Source organism: Pseudomonas sp. Irchel s3a10 (assembly GCF_900187525.1).
Taxonomy (GTDB): domain Bacteria; phylum Pseudomonadota; class Gammaproteobacteria; order Pseudomonadales; family Pseudomonadaceae; genus Aquipseudomonas; species Aquipseudomonas koreensis_G.
The window spans coordinates 411,608-432,170 of record NZ_FYDR01000001.1; the positions used below are offsets into that span (position 1 = coordinate 411,608).

The following is a 20,563-nucleotide window of genomic DNA, read 5'->3' on the forward strand; positions in this document are numbered from 1 at the left end:
AGAGCCCCAACCGGTCCGCAGGATCAGGAGGTCGTCATGTCCGCCCCGCTCATCAAACTCTTCACCCAGCCCAACTTCGTCTGGACTGACATCCGCCGCGAAGAAGAGGCCCATCCCCGCCACTATCTGGCACATCTGCTACTACTGGCGTTGATTCCCGCCGTGTGCCTGTTCCTCGGTACCACCTATGTCGGCTGGAGTCTGGCAGCCGGCGAGACCGTACGTTTGAGCACGGCCAGTGCACTGCAACTGAGCATTCTGCTGTATGTGGCGATTGTCGCCGGGGTCGCGATTATCGGCGGGTTTATCCGCTGGATGTCACGGACGTTCGACGCACGCCCCACGCTTAACCAGTGCATCGGTTTCGCCGCCTATACCGTGACGCCGTTCTTCGTCGCGGGGATCGCCGGTCTCTATCCGAGCCGCTGGCTGGCGATTCTGGTGCTGGGTGCCGCGTCGGTGTATTCGACGTTCCTGCTGTTCGTCGGCCTGCCGACGTTCATGCATGAACGCAAGGAACAGGGCCTGCTGTACTCGGCCTGCGTCTGGGGCGTCGGCCTGCTGGTGATGGTGACCATTTTGGTGTCGATGATTCTGCTGTGGTTCAACGTGCTCTCGCCCGAGTACCTGCGAACTACCGTTGGTTAACCCGGTGCCAACGCTGTCGTCGATGGGCGACCGGAGATGAGCTTTGTCGTGTGGGTCGCGGTGCTGGGCGCCGTGTTGCTGACCCTTGCACTGACCTCGTCATACCTGCGCTGGATGCCGGTCACCACGTCGGCGGTGTGCCTGCTGCTGGGGATCGGCATCGGCCCCAGCGGTCTGGACTTGCTGAAGCTTTCACTGGAAAACGCCTCGGTGTGGATGGAGCACCTCACGGAAGTGGCGGTGCTGTTTTCGCTGTTTGTCTGCGGGCTGAAGTTGCGTCTGCCCCTGCGCGACAAGCGTTGGCGGATTGCCTTCGGGCTGGCAGGCCCGGTGATGGTGCTGACCATTGCCGGGGTCAGTATATTGCTGCATTGGGGCCTGCAATTGCCTTGGGGGCCGTCGCTGTTGATCGGGGCGATGCTGGCGCCGACCGACCCGGTACTGGCCGCGCTGGTGCAGGTCAACGATGCACGGGATGTTGACAGTGTGCGCTTCGGTCTGTCCGGTGAAGCCGGGCTCAACGACGGTATCGCTTTTCCGTTCGTGATTCTCGGCTTGCTGCTGTTGCAGGCCGATGCGCAACCCGGTGCCTTGACCGATTGGGTGCTGCACGGTTTGCTCTGGGCGGTGCCGGTGGGTTTGCTGACCGGTTACTGGATGGGTCGCGGCATCGGTCGATTGACCCTGTCGCTGCGCATCCGCAACGACGACAGCACCCTGAGCCCGAACGACTATCTGGCGCTGTCGCTGATTGCCCTGGCCTATGTCGGCGCAGATGCGATTGGCGGTTACGGTTTTCTGTCGGTATTCGCCGCCGGCCTCGGCTTGCGCCAGGAAGAAGTCAAATCCACCGGCGCCAGCCAGCCGCCGGCCGAACATCTGGTGCAACCGGTGGTGGGCCATCAGAACATCGAACCGCAGGACGCGGTGCACGGTGATACCGAACGACTGGAAAGCAGCCAGGTCGCCGCCGGCATCATGATGGGCGACATGCTCTCGTTCGGCGGTCTGGTGGAACGAGCCATGGAAGTGTTTCTGGTGACCCTGCTCGGCGTGGTGCTGGTACCGCATTGGGACTGGCGGGCATTGGTGATCGGCGCAGTGCTGTTCTGCGTGGTGCGTCCGCTCTGCGTCGCGCTGATGCCATGGGGCAGCTTGCTCGACGGTGATCAGCGCCTGTTGATCGGCTGGTTTGGCATTCGCGGGATCGGCAGCCTGTTCTATCTGTTTTATGCCTTGAACCACGGGCTGAGTCCTTCAGTCGCGACGTTGTGCACCAACATCACCCTGTCAGTGGTGGCATTGAGCATTTTGCTGCATGGCATCAGCACCCAGCCGCTGCTGGCGCGCTACGAACAACGGCAAAAACGAAAAAACTGATTTTTCAGACGGGAATCACTTGGGTAATTCATCGAAGTTTTTTCTGAAAATAAATGGATCCCTCGACCAAAGCGGACAGTCACAAGCATAACCCCTCGCTGGAAGCACTCGGCGGGGTCCGGCAGGTTCGGTTCCCCTGCGGCTTGCAGCCCATGAAAAGGAATCTTTGGATAACAAGGTCACGGTCATGAAAGAATGCTCGACTCCTGCACAAATCAAGGCCTGCAGGGCTTTGGCCCTGGAACGCAATCGTCAATTGTTCGAAGACGCCCACGCCCTCAACCGAGCGGCTTACGAGCTGCTGGAAGCGGATAATCTGGACCTCGAACAGTTTGAGCACTATCGAGCACTGCGCCGCAAAGCCGATGCGAAGTTCGAAGAAGCCATCGATCACTTGTGCGTCCTCAACGAAGACTTCCCGCCGATTCCGATGTCGCCGCATCACTCGCAGGAACTGCGTCGGCAGCTTGAAACCGTCGAATAAAGCGCGCAAGAAAAAGCCCGGCAGCGATGTCCGGGCTTTTTCTTTGGGCGGCGTTCAGCCCCCTGGGTTGGTTACCTGAATGAACACCGCGTAAGCCCCGAGCAGGATCCAGAACGTGGCGAAAATCCAGGGCGTGCGCACCGAAAACAACAGCGACTTGCGATAGCCCTTGTGGCTCGACTCCATTTCACTGAACAGCGGCGACTCGTCGTAAGCCATGCCCATGATCGGCTCGCTGCGCAACAACTCGCTCTGCTTGTAGTGCCAGTGATCGATGATGTCGTACGCCGCACGAATCCCCGGCCAGGCGTTGAGCGAACTGAGTAGCCCAAGCAGTGCGAGAAACGGCGGCACCACCAGCGTGAACAGCTTGCCCCACTCAGGGTTGAGGTTGGCCATGCACGAAGCGAAGGCAATCACCAGAAACGACTGCGCCGCCAGATAGGCGTCGGTGCGATTGGCGAGGATGCTGGTTTCGTACTGGATTTCCTTGCGATAGAAATCCAGCCGCTCCTTGGGAGAGCCGAACATCTTGGCGTCGTGTTCGGTCAGGTGCTCTTCAGCGCTGGGCTGAGTCAGTATGCGAGGCAAGGGACGCGCACTCCATGGCGGGGAAACCTTTTAGAAGGCCCTCGCCACGGACAAGTTCAGGCGGATTCATTTCATCGACTGCGCGATGATTTCTACCAGGTTGAGCTGAGTAAACGGCTTGGGCAGACGCGGCAGTTGCGCGGCAAAGCCTTCAAGACGCTCGGCGTAACCGGTGGCCAGAATAATCGGCAGATCCGGCTTGAGCAGGCGCACCGCATGCGCCAGTTGCGCGCCGCTCATCTGCGGCATGGCCATGTCGGTGATCATCAGATCGATGACTTCACCCTGCTCGAACAACGCCAGCGCCCTGGCACCGGACGTGGCGCTGATGACACGATGGCCAAGGTCTTCGAGCAGCAGCGTGGTGCTGGTCATCACCAGCGAATCGTCGTCCACCACCAACACACTGAGGCGTGGCACGGTGAGCGGTTCGCTGCCCGGCTGCACCGTTGGGGATCGTGCACCATGCGCCGCTACCGGTAACCAGAGTTCTGCTGCCGTGCCCTGCCCCTTCTCGCTCTTGAGAATAAAACGGCCACCGAGCTGCTCGATGAAACCATGCACCATCGACAGCCCCAGCCCGGTGCCTTTGCCCAGGCCTTTGGTGGTAAAAAACGGATCCCGGGCCGAGGCCAGCGTGTGCTCGTCCATACCTTCGCCGGTGTCGAGCAGACTCAGGCAGACATAACGTCCCGCTGCCATGGTCGAGTGGCTCTGTTCAAGGACGACTTCCGCCCGGGCGCTGATCACCACTTTGCCGCCATCGGGCATGGCGTCGCGGGCATTGGTCGCCAGATTGAGCACCGCCAGCTCCAGTTGGTTGGTATCGGCCAGCACCGGTTCCAACCCTTCGGGCAGCGAGGTTTCGATGCTGATTCCCGGCCCCAGCGAACTGCGCAGCAGCCCGGTAATGCCTTGCACCAGTTGCGCGATATCGACCGGTTCGGTCTTGAGCTCCTGACGTCGGGCAAACGCCAGCATGCGTTGGGTCAGCGATACGCCGCGCAGCGCACCTTGTGTGGCATTTTCCAGCAGGCGATTGAGTTTCGGGTTGTCACCCACGCGCTTGCGCACAATTTCAAGGTTGCCGAGGATCACTGTCAGCAGGTTATTGAAGTCATGGGCGATGCCGCCGCTGAGCTGACCGATAGCCTGCATCTTCTGCGCCTGGAACAGTGCCTCACGGGTCTTTTCCAGCGCCACTTGCGACTCATGGGCTTCGGTGACGTCGCGGGTAATCTTGGCAAACCCGAGCAGCGTGCCGGTTTCGCCGCGAATGGCATCGACCACCACGTGGGCCAGAAACCGCGTGCCATCCTTGCGCATGCGCCAGCTCTTGTTCTCGAAACGGCCCTCACGGGTGGCAATCTCCAGTGCCCGTTGCGGTTCGCCGGCCACACGGTCTTCCGGGGTGTAGAAAATCGAAAAATGCTGGCCGATGATTTCTTCCGGCTTGTACCCCTTGATCCGCTGGGCGCCCTGATTCCAGTTGCTCACACGACCTTCGGGGCTGAGCATGTAGATCGCATAATCGGTTACACCCTGCACCAGCAGACGAAACTGCTGCTCGCTTTGCTTGAGGGTTTCTTCGGCCATCTTGCGGTCGGTCAGGTCACGGGTGATCTTGGCGTAGCCGAGCAGTTTGCCGTTGGGATCGATGATCGGATCGATGACCACGTGGCACCAGAAGCTGGTGCCATCCTTGCGCACCCGCCAGCCTTCGCCTTCGAACCGTCCTTCGTGCAGCGCTGTGTCGAGCGCGCGTTGCGGCAGGCCCGCCGCACGATCATCGGCGGTATAGAAGCGCGAGAAATGCTCGCCGAGAATCTCCGCCTCTTCGTAGCCCTTGAAGCGTTTCGCGCCGGAGTTCCAGCTGGTGATGATGCCGTCCGGATCGATCATGTAAATCGCATAATCGACCACCGCATCGATCAGCAGACGGAAACGCATCTCCTCGATCGCGGCAGTTTTGCTCGGGTTGTCACTCATCAGGTTCACCGCTGGTTTTCGTTAGTGCAAGTATGCGGCAATCCGGCGCCATGGGAAGGTGCAAACGCGCGTCAATTCACGACGTGATCAAAGTGCTCGCTGCACACGAGTCTGTACCGAGCGACCACCAGCGTGGCAGCAGTTGCTGAATGCGCGGTTCGGCGAAGCGGTCATCGATCAGCATTACCACGCCACGATCTTCACGGGTGCGGATCACCCGCCCGGCGGCCTGCACCACTTTCTGCACGCCCGGATACAGATAGGTGTAGTCGTAACCGGCGCCGAAAATCGCCGCCATGCGCCGCTTCAACTGCTCGTTGATCGGGTTGAGCTGGGCCAGCCCCAGGGTCGCAATGAACGCGCCGATCAGCCGTGCTCCGGGCAGGTCAATGCCCTCGCCGAACGCACCGCCCAACACGGCGAAGCCGATGCCCTGGCTGTCGGCGGTGAACTGGTCGAGAAAGGCCTGCCGCTGTCCTTCGGCCATGCCCCGGGATTGCTGCCACAGGTTTATCTGCGGATGGCGTTCAGCGAGCAGCGTCAGCACTTGTTGCAGGTAATCGAAGCTGCTGAAGAACGCCAGGTAATTGCCCGGGCGCTCGCTGAACTGGCGGGCGATCAGCTCGACGATCGGCTCCAGCGACGCCTGCCGATGATTGAAGCGCGTGGAAATCCGGCTGACGATCTGCACCTGCAGCTGTTCGGCACTGAACGGTGATTCGACATCGATCCACACCGTGTCGGCGGGTGTGCCGAGCAGATCGGCGTAATAGCGCCGCGGGCTTAGCGTCGCCGAGAACAACACGCTGCTGCGCGCCGCTTTCAGGCGCGGGCCGATGAACGCCGCCGGCACCACGTTGCGCAGGCACAACTGCGACAGCGGCCGCTTGCGCTCGAGGTCGCGCTTGCTGATGTCGAACAGGTAATGCTCGTCAAACAGCTCCGCCACCCGGCCGAACTGCAGCATGTCGAAATAGAAGGTTTGCAGCGCGCTGTCGAGCCCCTGCGGATGATCATTGAGGTAGTCACCGATGGCCGCGCTGCACAGGGACACCGCTTGCAGCAGTTTCTCCGGGGCCTTGTCGTAGGCCTGATATGGCGCCAGTTGCGGCTGATGCAGCGCGTTCCACTCGCGATTGACCCGTTGCAGGGATTTTTTCAGCACCTCGGGGGCCGTCTTGCGCACACTGGCCAGCGCGCCCTGGTCGAGACTGGCGCTGTACATCGAACGCCCGCGCTCGACCAGGTTGTGCGCTTCATCGGCCAGCACCGCGACTTTCCACTGATTGAGCTGGGCCAGACCGAACAGCAGCGCACTGAAATCGAAGTAATAGTTGTAGTCCGCCACCACCACGTCGGCCCAGCGGGCCATTTCCTGGCTCAAGTAATACGGGCACACCGTGTGCTGACGGGCCACTTCGCGCATCGCCGCCTGATCGAGCAGATTGATCCGGCTCGCCGCTTGGCGGGCGGCGGGCAGGCGATCATAGAAGCCCTGGGCCAACGGACAGGATTCACCGTGACAGGCTTTGTCCGGGTGTTCGCAGGCCTTGTCGCGGGCGACCATCTCCAGCACCCGCAGCGGCAGGTTTTGCGATTGATCGAATAGCACCTGACTGGCATCCAGCGCCAGCTTGCGCCCCGGGGTCTTGGCGGTCAGGAAGAACACCTTGTCCAGTTGCTGTGGCGCCAGCGCCTTGAGCATCGGGAATAGCGTGCCGAGGGTTTTACCGATCCCGGTGGGCGCCTGGGCCATCAGGCAACGGCCGGTGCTGACCGCTTTGAACACCGATTCGGCCAGATGTCGCTGGCCGGGGCGAAAGTCGGCGTGAGGAAAGCTCAATTGCTGCGCGGCCAGATTGCGCGCCTCGCGGTGGGCCATTTCCTGCTCGGCCCAGTTCAGGAACAACCGGCATTGCTGTTCGAAAAAGGCCTGCAAGGCGGGTGCATTGAAGGACTCGACCAGACAGGTTTCCTTTTCGCTGACGATGTCGAAATACACCAGTGCCAGATTGATCTGCTCAAGTTCAAGCTTGCGGCACATCAGCCAGCCGTAGATCTTCGCCTGCGCCCAATGCAGCTGCCGATGGTTGGCCGGTTGCTTGCTGAGGTCGCCGCGATAGGTTTTGACTTCTTCCAGACAGTTCTGCGCCGGGTCGTAGCCGTCCGCCCTGCCCCTGACTTTCAATTGCAGAAACTCGCCTTCCAGCGCCACTTCGCTCTGGTACTTGTCGCTGCGCCGCGAGGCCACAGTGCGATGCCCGAGCATGCCTTCGAGGGCTGTCGGCGATGGGGTAAACCGCAGGTCGAGGTCGCCGGTCTTGGCGGTGAACTCGCACAGCGCACGCACCGCAATGCTGTAGCTCAAGCGCTCTGCTCCGCCCATTGCACGTAGCACACGGCGACCGGCATCTGGTGTTGGTGACAGAACTCCAGCCAGCGCAGCTGGTTGTCCTGCAAGCGGTCACCGGGGCCTTTGACTTCGATCATCCGGTAGGTCTTGTGCTGCGGCCAGAACTGGATCAGATCGGGCATACCGGCGCGGTTGGCCTTGATGTCGAGCAGCAGCCGATTGAACCAGTGCTTGAGGTGTTCGGCCGGCAAGCACGCCAACGCCTGTTCCAGCAATTGCTCGTTCAACGCGCCCCAGAACACGAACGGTGACTGCACGCCCCATTTGGCGATGAAGCGCTCACGAATGGTCTCGGTGTAACGGCCGTCGTCGAGTTGGTCGAGACAGGCCTGGAACAGTTCGGCCCGGCGTTGCTGAAAGTCTTCGTTGAGCAGGTCCACCGGCCCGCGCTGGAACGGATGAAAGAACGCCCCCGGCAACGGCGCAAAAATCGCCGGCCAGCACAGCAGGCCGAACAGCGAGTTGATCAGGCTGTTCTCGACGTAATGCACCGGGCCGCTGTCTTCGTGCAGATGCGCCTGCACGTAGAACTCCACCGACAATCCCGGATCAGTGCGCGGCAGTTGCAGATCAAGGCGCTCGACCGGGCGTGGCGTTGCCCGTTTGAGCGGTGGCCCGCCGAGTTTGCGGCGCAGCCGTGGCAGCATCCGTTGCAGGCTCTGCTGTTCGGCGGCGCTTTCCGGCGCCTGTTCGGCGAGGCTGGCGAGCTCCAGCGCCAGTGCGTATTCGCCGCAGCGCTCCAGCACGCGGATCATTCGCTGACGAGCGCCGGGGTAGGCACAGTTGCGGTAAATACTCAGGGCCAGGGCAAACTCGGCGATGCGCTCGCAATACTGGCCGATCTGGAACAGCACCTTGCCGCGCCGCCGTTGCAGCCACGGGTTGTCGAACTGCAACGCGCTGACCTGCTCGACGATGATCTCCAACGGCTCACCGGCCTCGAAGCGTTGCTGGCACTGATGCAGGAACAGACAGGCGTCAACGTCTTCACGGCTGCGCAGGCCACGGGAGTCAGCGCAGAACTCGACTTTTTCGTAGGTAAAGATCCCGAGGTCGGCGAGGACGAATTCCGACCAGTCCTGGTACAGGTTGCCGAAGAACATCAGACGCAGGCGGTCGCACAGGTCCATGATGGTCAGGCTGAGCAAGCGGTCGCCGAGCGTCGGAGCCCAATCGCAGAGGCTGCGCGACTCGCTGAATTGCTCGGCGAGCACCGGCAGCCAGTCGTCCTTGCGGCCCTTGGGTTGCTCGATAAAGCTGCCGAACGCCTGCAGCAGTTCAGCCTTGAGCAACACGTCGAACACTTCGGCCACGCTCAACAGAGCCTGATCGTCGAGCCAGCCGTGACTGAGCAACGGCTGCGCGGCAGCGCTGATGTCCCCGATTTCCGGGTAATTGAGTTTGCCGAGGCGGAAATGCACGCCCTTGCGCATTATCATGCGCACCAGCAAACCCTGCGAAGTGCGTGGCAAGGCCTTGAAGTCGCGGATAAAGCCGTGCTCGGATTCGCTCATCACATCGGCATAGCGAAGCTCAAGCCAATCAAGCACTTGCCGAAAGTTGTTGAGGTAATAAAACGGATCGTCGAGCGGGTTGGCAGTCACGGGAATTCAGGGCCATGGCGAGCGAATACTGGTTATGCGTACAGATACCAGCTCTGCCCTGTTTCCTGCAAACGGAAAAAGATCAGTGGCAGCGGCAATCGGGATTTTTTCAGGGTGCCATAGAACTTTTCCCGGTTCGACGGCACCAACCGCGTTAGAGACCGGATACGGTCAATTGATATGGAATGAGGTATTTGAGGTGGGTATGAACATCAAGACTCTGGGTCTTCCCCTGGCGGTAGCAGCCTTCCTGGCATTGGGCGGCTGCTCGACACCGACGGTGGTGACCTTGCAGAACGGCACTCAGTATTTGACCAAGGACATGCCGAAAACCAAGAACAAGGACGGGTTCTACGAGTTCGAGGATATTTCCGGAACCAAGGTGAAGGTCCGCTCTGACGAAGTCGCGACGGTCCGCAAGGAAGACTGACCACCCGATAACCCTGTAGGAGCTGCCGAAGGCTGCGATCTTTTGACTTTGTTTTTCAAGATCAAAATCAAAAGATCGCAGCCTGCGGCAGCTCCTACAGGGGAAGTGTCATCCGCCTGGGTTATTCGAAAGCAGGCAAACCCACAATGCTGTTGTCACAGCTGAAATAATGCTCGCCCCGCCGCGCCAGCTCGGCTTGCAGACGCCGGCAGCGCTCCAGATCCTGTTGGGTCATGCGGTCGATGCTCAGGTTACCGGTGGCTTGCGCCTGTTTGTCGTCACCCCGCCGAAACGTCACGAACGGCTGTTCGGGCTGGATCTGAAACAGGCTTTTCTCTTCGACCGGCTCGGCTGCTTCGGTCTTCGCCGGTTTCGGCAATTGGTCACTGCTGATGCCATAGCGGCTCAGAATCGAGGTTTGAGGCAGATCGGCCCAGGCATTGGCCGATAACAGCGCCAGTCCGACAATCCCGACATACCCCTTGAACCTTTTCACGTGTGCATCTCCTGTACTCAATGGCGGCTGGCTATAGAACGTGTGTGCACGTGCTGGCTTTAGGCCGCTTCTGCTGTTTGCAGAGCTTTTGAGTCAGGGTGTGGCTGTTGAGTCACTTTTGATACCAGGTTGTGGCGAGGGAGCTTGCTCCCGCTTGAGCGCGTAGCGCTCACAAAATCTTCAGGGCCGCTTCGCGACCCAGCGGGAGCAAGCTCCTCGCCACCGGTTACGGATGCATCAGGCGATCACAATTCCATCGGCACTGAGGCTATTCAGCGCCACCCCAACCAGCGTCACCGAATCACCACCAAACTTCAGCACCGTGTCCTGCCCCACCATCGAGGCATGCGCGCGGAAGTCATCATTGGGCAATACACCCTGCACGCCAAGGAACACCAGTTTGTCGTTGGCCGTAAAGCCAACCACCCGGTCCTGACCGAACGCGCCATTGAACAGGAACGTATCCGCCCCGCCCCCGGACTCCATCAGGTCATTGCCGGCGCCACCGACAAACACGTCGTTGCCCGCGCCGCCGATCAAGTGGTCGTTGCCATCCAGGCCAAACAACCAGTCACCGCTGGCATTTGCCTTGAGCGTGTCGGCGCCGCTGGTGCCTTTGACGCTGGACTCATACTGCGTGACGTTGCTGCCGACCTTCAAGCCGCTGGCCGTGACGCTGTGGGTCACGTCGTCCTTGAACAGCCCCCAAAGAAAACCCGGCTCCTTGGTGACGATGCTGCCGATGTCGCGGGTGATGCTGATCCCGCCGTTGGCATCGCGCACGTACAGGTTGCCGGCGCCGTCGTTGGCGAAGTCGAAAGTGTTCACCGATTTCTGCAAGTCGAGGGTGTTGTTGCCGGCGCCACCGAGAATCACGTTGTAGCCGCCACCGTCACGGAACGTGTCGTTGCCGGCGCGACCTTCCAGATAGTCATTGCCGCTGCCGCCCTGGATCAGGTCGTTGCTGTCGCTACCAATGATGAAGGTGCTGCCCTTGTGGGTTTCGGCGTTGCGGTTGAGGTCCTGCACCCAGGTGTTGGCCCGCGCCGGATCCGACAGGTTGGCGACGATGATCGTCGAGTCCTTGCTGGTCAGGTCGTAGAACTTCGACTCGATGATGCGGTTCATGCCGTCGCCGTAAGCGGTCGGCAGGTGCGAGATCCAGGTCGGTATGTTGAGGATGGAAAACGGCAGCAGATTCCACGCGGTCGAGGCGTAGTGATCGTTGAAGCTGACGATGTTGTCGGTGGCCGATTCCTTGGGTGCGTCGTGCACGCCAACCGAGGCGCCGGTAAAGGTCGAACCGTCGAGGGCGCGGAACACCGGATCGTTTTCGTAACCGACGTTGAGCACTTTGTCGGTGCTGCTCTGGGTCGGCGAAGCGTAGGCGATGTAGTTGGAATCGGCGAAGAATCCGCCCCACTTGCCGCCGCTCAGATCGGCCATGCTGTTGACCGCCAGCCCACCGAGACTGTGGCCGCTGACCAGCACATCCTTGCCGCTGAGGCCGTTGGCCTTGGCGAACGCCACTACATCGTTGAGCAGATTGCCGAATGCTTCGCCGACGTAGTTCTTGGCGTAGTCCTTGGGACCGAAGGCTGCCAGCAGATCGTTGATCACGTCGCCGATGGAGTCGATGATCAGGTTTTCCCGAGGGCCGCTGGTGCCGCGAAAGGCGATACCGATTTCGGTGAGATGGCCCTGAGCGTCGTACTTACCGAGGATCTCGACCTGAGCGGTGGTGTAACCGGCCTTCTCGCCGAAGAAGGTTCCGCGCGCGTCGGTCTTGCCGTCGTAGCCCAGCTGCGAGGCGGTGATTGGTGTCCAGCCAGCCTTTTTCACGGCGTCGAGGGCGAGTTTTTCCGAATCGGGGTTCCACGGAATCCCGGGAATCACCCCTTGCGAATCAGTACCGCCGAGCAGCGCGGTGACCAACGTGGCGGGCAGGCCGAGACCGAAACCGTTGTGCTGATAACCGGCGGCAAAACCGTTATCGAGGTTGTGATAGGAATACAGCGTGATCGCCATGGCATCGCTGAACAGCGCCTTGGAATCGGCTGTGCCGAAGTTCTTGTAGTCATACACACCCATTGCTATTGCCTCTCTTTTGTTGGAATTGTCAGAGATAGCTCACAGCCAGGGCGCCCCTCACGGGCACGCCCCGGAGCATTTCAGTACTACTTGCATTGCTTTTAACTGTAGGAGTGAGCCTGCTCGCGATGAGACCGTGTCAGGCAACATGGATGGAGACTGACTCACCGCGATCGCGAGCAGGCTCACTCCTACAGGGTTTGTCTTAACAAGGAGCTAGGCGAAAACGAACGCCGAGTCCGACAGGTTAGCCACTCCCACCCCGACCAGGGTCACGGCATAGTCGCCAATCTTCAGCACGGTATCAGCCCCTGACTGCGCAGCATGCTGCTTGTAGTCGTAGCCCTGCCCCGCGCCTTCGACGCCCATGAACACCAGTTTGTCGCTGCCCTGATAACCATTGATCGCGTCGAAACCGAACGCGCCGCTGAACAGGAAGGTGTTATTGCCACCCACTGCCGTCATCACGTCATTGCCGGCGCCGCCGACGAAAGTCACATGGCCCTTGTCGCTGATCAGTTTGTCATCGCCACCCAGCCCGAACAGCCAGTCACCGTCGGCGCTGGCGTGCAGCGCATTGCCGTACGCATCGCCGTTGAGCGAATGGGTGTACTGGGTCAGTTCGCTGCCATTGGTCAAGCCCTTGGCCGTGACGCCCCAGGTGATTTCCTTGCTGCCCCACCACGACCCCGACTCCTTGCTCACCAGCGCGCCGATGTCGCGGGTCATGCTGATGCCGCCGTAGGCATCGCGCACGTACAGCGTGCCGTCACCGTCATTGGCGAAGCTGAAGTTCTGCAGCGGTTTCTGCAGCTCGAAGGTGTTGTGGCCCTGGCCACCGAGGAGGATGTTGAAACCACCGTCATCGCGGAACCGGTCATCGCCGCCCAGGCCTTCGAGGAAGTCGTTACCCGCCCCGCCCTTGAGCCAGTCGTTGCTGTGGGTGCCGATGATGAAGGTGCTGCCGGTGTGCGGCTCGCCGCTACGCCCCAGATCCTCGACCCAGGTCTTGCCCCGGGAAGCTTCTTCCAGGTTGGAAACGATGAGGGTCGAGTCCTTGTGCGTCAGGTTGTAGAACTTCGAGTCGATCACCCGGTTCAAGCCATCGGCATACCCGAGCGAGCTGTGGGCCGACCAGTTCAGCGGATTGACGATGCTGAACGGCACCAGGTTCTGCGCGGTGGACGCATAGTTGTCGGTAAAATTGACGATGTTGTCGGTGGTCGACTCATGCGGCCCGTCGTGCTTGCCCAGCGACCCGCTGCTGAACGTGGTGCCGTCCAGCGCGCGGAACACCGGATCGTTTTCGTAACCGATGTTCAGCACGTTGTTGCCGGTGCTGCTCTGGGTCGGCGAGGCGAACGCGATGTAGTTGGCGTCCTTGAAGAACCCGTTCCAATTACTGCCGCTCAACTCGGCCACGCTGTTGACCCCAAGGCCACCAAGGCTATGGCCGCTGAACAACACGTCCTTGGCGGCGATGCCGTTGGCCATGGCGAATGCAGCGACAGCCTTGAGCAGGTTGTCGAAGGCGTTTTTCGCGTAGTTGCTCGCATAATCCGATGGCCCGATGGCGGCCAGCAGGTTGTTCTTCATGTCGCCGAAAGTATCGCTGTAACCCAGCCCGCCGGTGCCGCGAAAGGCCACGCCGAGGCCGATCAGCTTGCCGCCGGCGTCGTACTTGCCGAGCACTTCGGCCTCGGCGCTGGTGAAGCCATCCTTCTCGCCGAAGAACGTACCTTGCGCGCCGACCTTGCCCTGATAGCCCAACGCCGTGGCGCTGAGCGGTTTCCAGGCGGTGGCCGGCAACGGCTGGCCGGTTGGCGTGTAGGCATACAGCGTCAGTGCGATGGCATCGCTGTACAACGCTTTGCCGTCGGCATTTTTATAATCGAACAATCCCATGTTGTACTCTCTCTTCCTTCAAAACCGGCAGCCCGCGAGGGACTGCCGGCACGCTTTTAGAACTGCCAGTCGAGGGTCAGACCCACACCGTGGTCTTTCTCGTTGTTACCGATCAGTCCGTTGTAATCCAGGTTGACCCGGACATCGCGATTGAGCGCCAGCCCGGCGCGCACGCCGACCACGGCTGCATCACGATCCATCGACACACTCTGTACGGTGAACGCGCTGTTGCCATTGGCGAAGGCCAGGTGGCTGTCAGCATCGACATTGCTCAGGTTGTGCTGCCAGCCGAGGGTCGCGCCCAGTTCCAGCTGACGTTTGTCCGACAGCGCGAAGCTGCGCTTGGCGCGCACGCCAAGGGTCGACAGCACCACATCGCGGTTGTCTTCGCCGCTCTTGAGCGCCGCAGCATCACCCTTTTCGGTGAAGCTCTCGGTGTTCAAGTGCACGTATGACAGATTGGCGAACGGCTCCAGGTTCATCGGTTGCAGACGCAGATCGTAAGCCGCTTCGGTGAACACCTGAGTGGTCGCCGCATCGTGCTTGGTTTTCTCTTTGCCATTGACGCCCGCGAACTGCAGATCACGCTTCACGTCCACGCGATGCCAGCTATACGCCGCACCGGCGGTCAGACGCAGCGCATCGACCTGATGCCCGAGGTACGCGCCCAAATGGTAGCTGTCGACCGAGGCCGAAGAATGCGTACCGCCGCCCATATTCAAAGAACTGTCGCTATAACCGGTAACGAAACCCAGACGGGTATCTTCAGCAATCAGGCCGTCGACACCGGCCAGCAGGCCGCCGATGGAGCTGTTGGAGTCGGCGTTTTCGTGGCCGCCATCGCTCTTGCCCCACGACCCCAGCACCTTGACCCAGGCATTGCTGCGATCGTCAGTCGGTGCGTCGGCATTGAACAGGTCACGCTCGCGCAGACGCTCGCCCACTGCCTCACGCAGGTAGCGGCTGTCGTTGATCAGCATCGTGCTTATGGCCGGGTGAATCTCGCCGGACAGTTGCTGGAAGGCTTGTTGCGCCGACGCCGCGTTCGGCGACAACAGCAGGGTTTCGAACAGCGCATTGCCCGCGCCCAGCCCTTCGGCAGCCGCACCAACCGCACGCTGGTTCGGCGTCAGACCGACACTGGCGAACGACGCGCCGTTGCGCCCGACGTCCAGTTGCACACCGCTCGCCGAGTACACCAGGGTGCCGCCGAGAAACGCGTAGTTCGGCAGCACTTGCCCGAACTGGCCTTGAATGCCACCGGCCGCTTGCAGGATGTTGAACTGCGAACCCAGCAGGCTCTGCACTTCGGTGGTGCTGAGCAGGGTCGGGCTGTTTTCCAGCGACAGACTGACCGTGGCGCCATCGATCACCGCTTTGCCACCGGCAACGATCTGGTCGCTGCTGGTCGGTGAAACCTCTACCGCGTAGGTCGAACCGCGCTCGAAGGTCACGTCACCGGCCACGTTCAGCGTGCCGATCGAGTTGCCCGGCGCGACGGTACCACCGCTTTTCGCAGTCAGCGCGCCGATGCGGCCGTTACCACCAAGGATGCCGCTGTCGTTGACCGTGACTGCCGAAGCCAGCGCCCCATTGATCGCCAGACGCCCCTGATTGACCAGGGTCGGGCCGCTGTAGGTGTTGTTGCCGGTCAGCACCAGTGTGCCGATGCCCTGCTTGGTCAGGCCGCCGTGACCGGAAATGTCGTTGCGCCAGGTATCGAGGCCGCAGGTGATGTCGTTGCACACGCGCTCGGTGGGTTTGCCCTTGTCGAGGATCGCGCCGATGCCCGGCAGGTCCGCGACGAACTGCCCGGAACCGTAGGCTCCCTGGATGCGGAATTCTTCCGGGATGTCCTGCTCGGTGACGAACATCGACGGGCCATCAATGCCTTTGCGCAGGTTGATCATGCCCCAGCCGTACAAGGCGTCGATGCCCGGTGCGCCGAGGTCGGTGGCGGTGGTACGCAGTACCGTGGCGACCTGATCGCCAGTCATGTACGGGAAGCGTTCCATCAGCACCGCCATCGAGCCGGCCACGTGCGGCGCGGCCATCGAGGTGCCGTTGTAGTTTTTGTAGGCGGTGGTCAGGTTGTCAGCGTTGGTACCTTCGATAATCGAACTGAAGATTTTCGTGCCCGGCGCCGAGACGCAGAGACTCGCGGTGTAGCCGCAGCGCGAGGAGAACGTACTCATGATGTACGGGTTGGCGCTGGCCTGATCCGGGTTCTGCTGCAACGCGGCGACGGTGATCCAGTTCGGCGCGATGTCCGGCACGAAGTAGCCGAGGCCGGCGATGGCGTCCGGGTTGTTCAGGTTGTAATCGTTACCGGCAGCGAAGATCGTCACGATACCGCTGCGGGCGGCGGCAATCGCACCGTCGTAGGCTCCGCCGGGCTTGGTGCCGAGCAGTGTGCGGATCTCGTTGAACTGCACTTGCGCGTCGTTGACGGTGAAGTGCGGATACGCCGGGTCGCGGCCACCGAGGTCGAATCGGTCAGTGATGCCGATGCCCCAGCTGTTGTTGATGATCCGCGCGCCACTGGCGATCAGCGCATCCCAGCCAGCCTTGTACACCGCACCGTCGTTGCCACGGACAATGCCGTCTTCCGGGCCCGGGTCGCCGTTATCCGCGCTGATGATCTGCGCACCGAACGCCACGCCGTGCATCGGCCCGCCATCGCGGCTACCGGCAGCGATGCCACCGACGTGGGTACCGTGGGCGCCGAGCTTGCCGTCGGAGCCGACCGAAGGTGAACCGTCATAACGGAACGCATCGCCGGCTTTGACCGGGATATACGGGTCGGTGTATTCGCGGATCCCGCTGGTGACCAGGGTGATGACTTTATTGGTGCCGGAGAACTCCGGGTGTGCGGCGTACACCGGCTGGTCGAAGATCCCCAGTTTTACGCCTTTACCGGTGTAACCGGCGGCGTAGGCGTGATCCGCGCCGATGGCGCCCAGGCCCCAGTCAGCCTTGAATTCGGCACTGCGCCAACTGGCGGGATCGCCGCTGCGGCCGCTTTCCACATAAGGCGCCGCGTGCGCGGAGCCCCAAGTGGCCAGTGCGCAGAGTACGGCGCAATTGAGGGTTTTCATGGCGAAGCGACCGCCCGTTTGCGCGGGGGTTTTGTTGTTATTCATCCAGCGACCTTCCTTAGTGTTGTTGCGAAAAAACCGTCTACCAGGCCCACACCTGGGCCTGGGAAATAACGCTTGTGGCGAGGGGATTTATCCCCGATCGACTGCGCAGCAGTCGCACACCCGGACGACTATCGGGGCCGCTTCGCGTCCCATCGGGGATGAATCCCCTCACCACAGGTGTGTGCTCACATCCCCCTGTAGGAGCTGCCGCAGGCTGCGATCTTTTGATCTTGTTGTTAAAAAATCAAAGTCAAAAGATCGCAGCCTTCGGCAGCTCCTACAGGGGATGTATTCACCCTCCGTCAGAACTGCCAGTTCAGGCTCAGCCCCACGCCGTGGCTCTTCTCGCGGTTGGCCAGTTGCCCGTTGTAATCGAGGTTGACCCGCACGTCCTTGCTCAATGCCAGGCTGGCTTGCACGCCGACCAGCGCCGCGTCACGCACCAGTGCCGAACTCTCGACCGTGTACGGAGTGCTGCCGCTGGCGAAGCGCAGATGCTGTTCGGCGTCGATGTCGCTCAGGCTGTGCTGCCAGCCGAGGTGGCCGCTGACGTCCAGTGCCTGTTGCGCCGACAAATTGAAGCGCTTGACCGCGCGCACACCGAGCGTACTCAGCACCGCATCACGCTGGTCGCCAGCGCTTTTCAGCGCCGCCGCGTCGCCCTTTTCGGTGAAGCCGTCAGTGTCCAGATGCACATAAGCGAGGTTGGCGAACGGTTCCAGCGCCAACGGCTGCAGGTTCAGCCGGTAAGCCGCTTCGCCGAAGACCTGCGTGGTGGCCGCATCGACCTTGGCTTTCTGTTTGGCGCTGACGTCGCCGTATTGCAGATCGCGCTTCACATCGGCGCGATGCCAGCTGTAGGCCGCGCCGGTGCTCAGGCGCCAGGCGCCGATGTCATGACCGGCGTAAGCGCCGAGGTGATAGCTGTCGACCTTGGCCGACGAGTGCGTGTCCGAGCCCATGTTCAGCGAGCTGTCGCTGTAACCGGTGACCAGACCGATGCGGGTCTGCTCGTCCAGTGCGCCGTCGACGCCGGCGAGCAAACCGCCGATCGAGGTGCTGTAGCGCGAGGTGTAGTTACCGGAGTTGGTCGAACCCCAGGCGCCGAGGGCCTTGATCCAGCCATTGCTTTGCGTGGCATTTACATCGTGCAGACGTTCGCCGACCGCGTCGCGCAACTGGCGACTGTCATTGATCAGCATCGAGCCGAGGGCCGGGTAGATTTCGCCGCTCAATTGCTGGAAGGCTTGCTGCGCCGATGCAGCAGACGCCGACAGCAGCAGGCTTTCGTACACCGAATTGCCGGCGCCCAAGCCTTCGACCGCACTCGCCACCGCACGCTGATTCGGGGTTTGCCCGACGCTGGCGAACGAGGTCGCATTGCGCTGGATGTCCAGTTGAATGGCATTGGCCGCGTAGTCGAGGTTGCCACCGATAAACAGGTAATCCGGCAGCACCGCGCCGAACTGGCCTTGAATGCCACCGGCCGCTTGCAGAATGTCGTACGAATGGCCGAGCAGGCTGCGGGTTTCAGTGGTGCTGAGCAGGGTCGGACTGTTTTCCAGCGACAGGCTGACCGTGGCACCGTTGATGCTCGCGGTGCCGCCGGCAACGATGCGGTCGCTGCTGGTCGGCGACAGCTCGACCGCGTAGGTCGAGCCTGGGGCGAAGGTCACGTCACCGGCCACGTTCAAGGTGCCGATGGAGTTGCCCGGCGCTACGCGGCCGCCGCTGTTGGCGAGCAACGAGGCGATCCGCCCGGAACCGCCGAGGGTGCCGCTGTCGTTGACGGTCACCGCCGAGGCCAGCGAGCCGTTGACGCTCAACAAGCCGCCATTGACCGTGGTCGGGCCACGGAAAGTGTTGTCGCCGGTCAGCAGCAAGCGCCCTGCCCCGGACTTGATCAGGCTGCCCTGATAGACCCGCGTCGCCGCTGCGGCATCACGCGCCATGCCCACCGCGTAGTCAGTCTGATCCTGCTGACTGGCGCCGGCCGCAATGCCGTTCTGCCAGCCCTTGTCCTGCAGGGTTTGCTGCCAAGCGCTGTGTTCGGCGAGGTCTTCGCGCTGACGCTGAATCAGCGCCTTGTCGGAGATGTCATTGCTCCACACATCGCTCTGCCCGGCGGCCAGATTGGCATCGAACGCGCCGAGCAATTGCCCCGGCCCGCGCATCGCCCGATCGAGGTTGGCCACGCCCCAGCCGACCCGTTCGGTCGGCGCATCGGTGACCGCGCCGTCGAGTTGCGTGGCGGTGGTCAGCAGCACTTCAAGCGCTTGCTGGTTGTTCATGTACGGGTAGCGTTCCATCACCAGCGCCAGGGCCCCGGTGGCGTGCGGCGCGGCCATCGAGGTGCCGGACTTGATCGCGTACCCGCCGTCCGGAATGGTGCTGTCGATCTTCGCCCCCGGTGTGGTGATGCACCAGTATTTGGCGATGCCGCACTGGTTGTACTTCTGCTGATTGCTCTGATCCAGCCCGGAAACTGCCAGCCAGTGGCCTTCGAGGTCCGGCTGAAAGTACGGCAGCGCCGAGCGCACGCTGGCGTTCGGGTAGCCGCTGTTGCCGGCGCTGAACACGTTGATCACGCCACGGCGCGAGACATCCGCCGCCGCGTCGAGCCAGGTGCCCTGATTCCAGTGCTGAGCGTACGCGGCGTGCAGATCGGCCAGGGTGCGATAGCTGACATCCGGCGGCTGGCTGCCCCAACTGTTGTTGATCGCGCGCACACCGGCATCGGCCAGAGCGTCGTATACCGCTTTGAAATAACGCGGATCGGGTTTCGGGCCGAACAGGAAGCTGTCGTTGTTGTTGGTGTTGCCGACGTAGATCTGCGCGTTGTACGCCACGCCGTGCATGCCGTTGCCGTCACGGCTCGCGCCCATGGTGCCGACCACATGAGTGCCGTGGGAATCGTTGTTGGGATTGAGGGTGCCGTTGACGATGAACAGCGAGCCATCGACGTAACTGCCGGAGGCCAGCACCGGGTGATAGCGCTCGCTGGCGAACTCGGGATGGGCGGCGTCGAAACCGGAATCGAGGGCGCCGATTTTCACGCCTTTACCGGTGATCCCGGCGGCGTAAGCCTGATCGGCCTGCATCCGCGCCAGGCCCCAGTCGCGCTGGAATTCGGCGCTGCGCCAACTGGCCGGATCGCCGGGCTTGCCGGTTTCAAGGTACTGCGCATTGGCTTGCGCGATGGAAACTGCGAGCAACAGGCTGCCGACCGCTGCCGGCTTGATGCGTACTTCCATGTTCACCACTCACTTTTCTTATGTTTTTGTTATGACCCGGTTCGCCGGGCGAGCACTTCTTGAACTATCGAGCGAGTCTATTTGTGGCGAGGGAGCTTGCTCCCGCTGGCTGCGCAGCAGCTCAAATCTGGTGAG

General features: G+C 61.6%; 13 protein-coding genes. 4 read left to right on the top strand and 9 right to left on the bottom strand.

Annotated features, from left to right (window positions below; genetic code table 11):
* The first annotated feature begins 36 nt into the window (after positions 1-36).
* The 3 genes from CKW11_RS01890 to CKW11_RS01900 all read left to right on the top strand — a co-directional run bounded on the left by CKW11_RS01890 (position 37) and on the right by CKW11_RS01900 (position 2,512).
* Entirely contained in the window at positions 37-648 is a 612-nt protein-coding gene (locus CKW11_RS01890; RefSeq protein ID WP_095135946.1) for a Yip1 family protein, read from the top strand.
* 36 nt (positions 649-684) lie between these two features.
* Positions 685-2,028 (top strand): sodium:proton antiporter, encoded by a 1,344-nt coding sequence (locus CKW11_RS01895; RefSeq protein ID WP_095135948.1) that lies wholly within the window; start codon positions 685-687, stop codon positions 2,026-2,028.
* Between the two features lie 187 nt (positions 2,029-2,215).
* Complete coding sequence (locus tag CKW11_RS01900) at positions 2,216-2,512, top strand: hypothetical protein (RefSeq protein ID WP_007967009.1); 297 nt, start codon at positions 2,216-2,218, stop codon at positions 2,510-2,512.
* Between the two features lie 54 nt (positions 2,513-2,566).
* Here the strand turns inward: CKW11_RS01900 and CKW11_RS01905 are convergent, their stop codons facing one another.
* The 4 genes from CKW11_RS01905 to CKW11_RS01920 form a co-directional block, all read right to left on the bottom strand.
* A complete protein-coding gene (locus CKW11_RS01905; RefSeq protein WP_047597231.1) occupies positions 2,567-3,103 on the bottom strand; it encodes a hypothetical protein in 537 nt (178 codons plus the stop codon).
* A gap of 66 nt (positions 3,104-3,169) precedes the next feature.
* Positions 3,170-5,092: a PAS domain-containing sensor histidine kinase gene (locus tag CKW11_RS01910; RefSeq protein WP_095136754.1), complete on the bottom strand. Its 1,923-nt coding sequence runs from the start codon at positions 5,090-5,092 to the stop codon at positions 3,170-3,172.
* 76 nt (positions 5,093-5,168) lie between these two features.
* A complete protein-coding gene (locus CKW11_RS01915) occupies positions 5,169-7,460 on the bottom strand; it encodes an ATP-dependent DNA helicase (RefSeq protein WP_095135950.1) in 2,292 nt (763 codons plus the stop codon).
* Entirely contained in the window at positions 7,457-9,109 is a 1,653-nt protein-coding gene (locus CKW11_RS01920) for a VRR-NUC domain-containing protein (protein ID WP_095135952.1), read from the bottom strand. The genes CKW11_RS01915 and CKW11_RS01920 overlap by 4 nt, the downstream gene beginning before the upstream one ends.
* Positions 9,110-9,314: 205 nt before the next feature.
* Here CKW11_RS01920 and CKW11_RS01925 point away from each other — a divergent pair, with 205 nt between their 5' ends.
* On the top strand, positions 9,315-9,539 hold the full coding sequence (locus tag CKW11_RS01925; protein ID WP_041064149.1) for a YgdI/YgdR family lipoprotein: 225 nt from the start codon (positions 9,315-9,317) through the stop codon (positions 9,537-9,539).
* Between the two features lie 121 nt (positions 9,540-9,660).
* Here CKW11_RS01925 and CKW11_RS01930 read toward each other — a convergent pair whose 3' ends face one another.
* The 5 genes from CKW11_RS01930 to CKW11_RS01950 form a co-directional block, all read right to left on the bottom strand.
* Positions 9,661-10,035 carry a hypothetical protein gene (locus tag CKW11_RS01930; RefSeq protein WP_095135954.1) on the bottom strand — a complete coding sequence of 125 codons (375 nt, stop codon included), beginning with the start codon at positions 10,033-10,035 and terminating at the stop codon, positions 9,661-9,663.
* Positions 10,036-10,272: 237 nt separating this feature from the next.
* Positions 10,273-12,126 (bottom strand): polyurethanase, encoded by a 1,854-nt coding sequence (locus CKW11_RS01935; protein ID WP_095135956.1) that lies wholly within the window; start codon positions 12,124-12,126, stop codon positions 10,273-10,275.
* A 216-nt stretch (positions 12,127-12,342) separates the two neighbouring features.
* A complete protein-coding gene (locus tag CKW11_RS01940) occupies positions 12,343-14,031 on the bottom strand; it encodes a polyurethanase (protein ID WP_095135958.1) in 1,689 nt (562 codons plus the stop codon).
* Between the two features lie 56 nt (positions 14,032-14,087).
* Positions 14,088-17,174 carry an autotransporter serine protease gene (locus CKW11_RS01945; protein WP_095135960.1) on the bottom strand — a complete coding sequence of 1,029 codons (3,087 nt, stop codon included), beginning with the start codon at positions 17,172-17,174 and terminating at the stop codon, positions 14,088-14,090.
* 302 nt (positions 17,175-17,476) lie between these two features.
* A complete protein-coding gene (locus CKW11_RS01950; RefSeq protein WP_095135962.1) occupies positions 17,477-20,428 on the bottom strand; it encodes an autotransporter serine protease in 2,952 nt (983 codons plus the stop codon).
* Between the last annotated feature and the right edge of the window lie 135 nt (positions 20,429-20,563).

Coding starts and splice junctions, on each gene's coding strand:
- CKW11_RS01900 (WP_007967009.1), top strand. CDS start 2,216: ATGAAAGAATGCTCGACTCCTGCACAAATCAAGGCCTGCAGGGCTTTG.
- CKW11_RS01945 (WP_095135960.1), bottom strand. CDS start 17,174: ATGAATAACAACAAAACCCCCGCGCAAACGGGCGGTCGCTTCGCCATG.
- CKW11_RS01950 (WP_095135962.1), bottom strand. CDS start 20,428: ATGGAAGTACGCATCAAGCCGGCAGCGGTCGGCAGCCTGTTGCTCGCA.
- CKW11_RS01910 (WP_095136754.1), bottom strand. CDS start 5,092: ATGAGTGACAACCCGAGCAAAACTGCCGCGATCGAGGAGATGCGTTTC.
- CKW11_RS01895 (WP_095135948.1), top strand. CDS start 685: ATGAGCTTTGTCGTGTGGGTCGCGGTGCTGGGCGCCGTGTTGCTGACC.
- CKW11_RS01940 (WP_095135958.1), bottom strand. CDS start 14,031: ATGGGATTGTTCGATTATAAAAATGCCGACGGCAAAGCGTTGTACAGC.
- CKW11_RS01925 (WP_041064149.1), top strand. CDS start 9,315: ATGAACATCAAGACTCTGGGTCTTCCCCTGGCGGTAGCAGCCTTCCTG.
- CKW11_RS01935 (WP_095135956.1), bottom strand. CDS start 12,126: ATGGGTGTGTATGACTACAAGAACTTCGGCACAGCCGATTCCAAGGCG.
- CKW11_RS01890 (WP_095135946.1), top strand. CDS start 37: ATGTCCGCCCCGCTCATCAAACTCTTCACCCAGCCCAACTTCGTCTGG.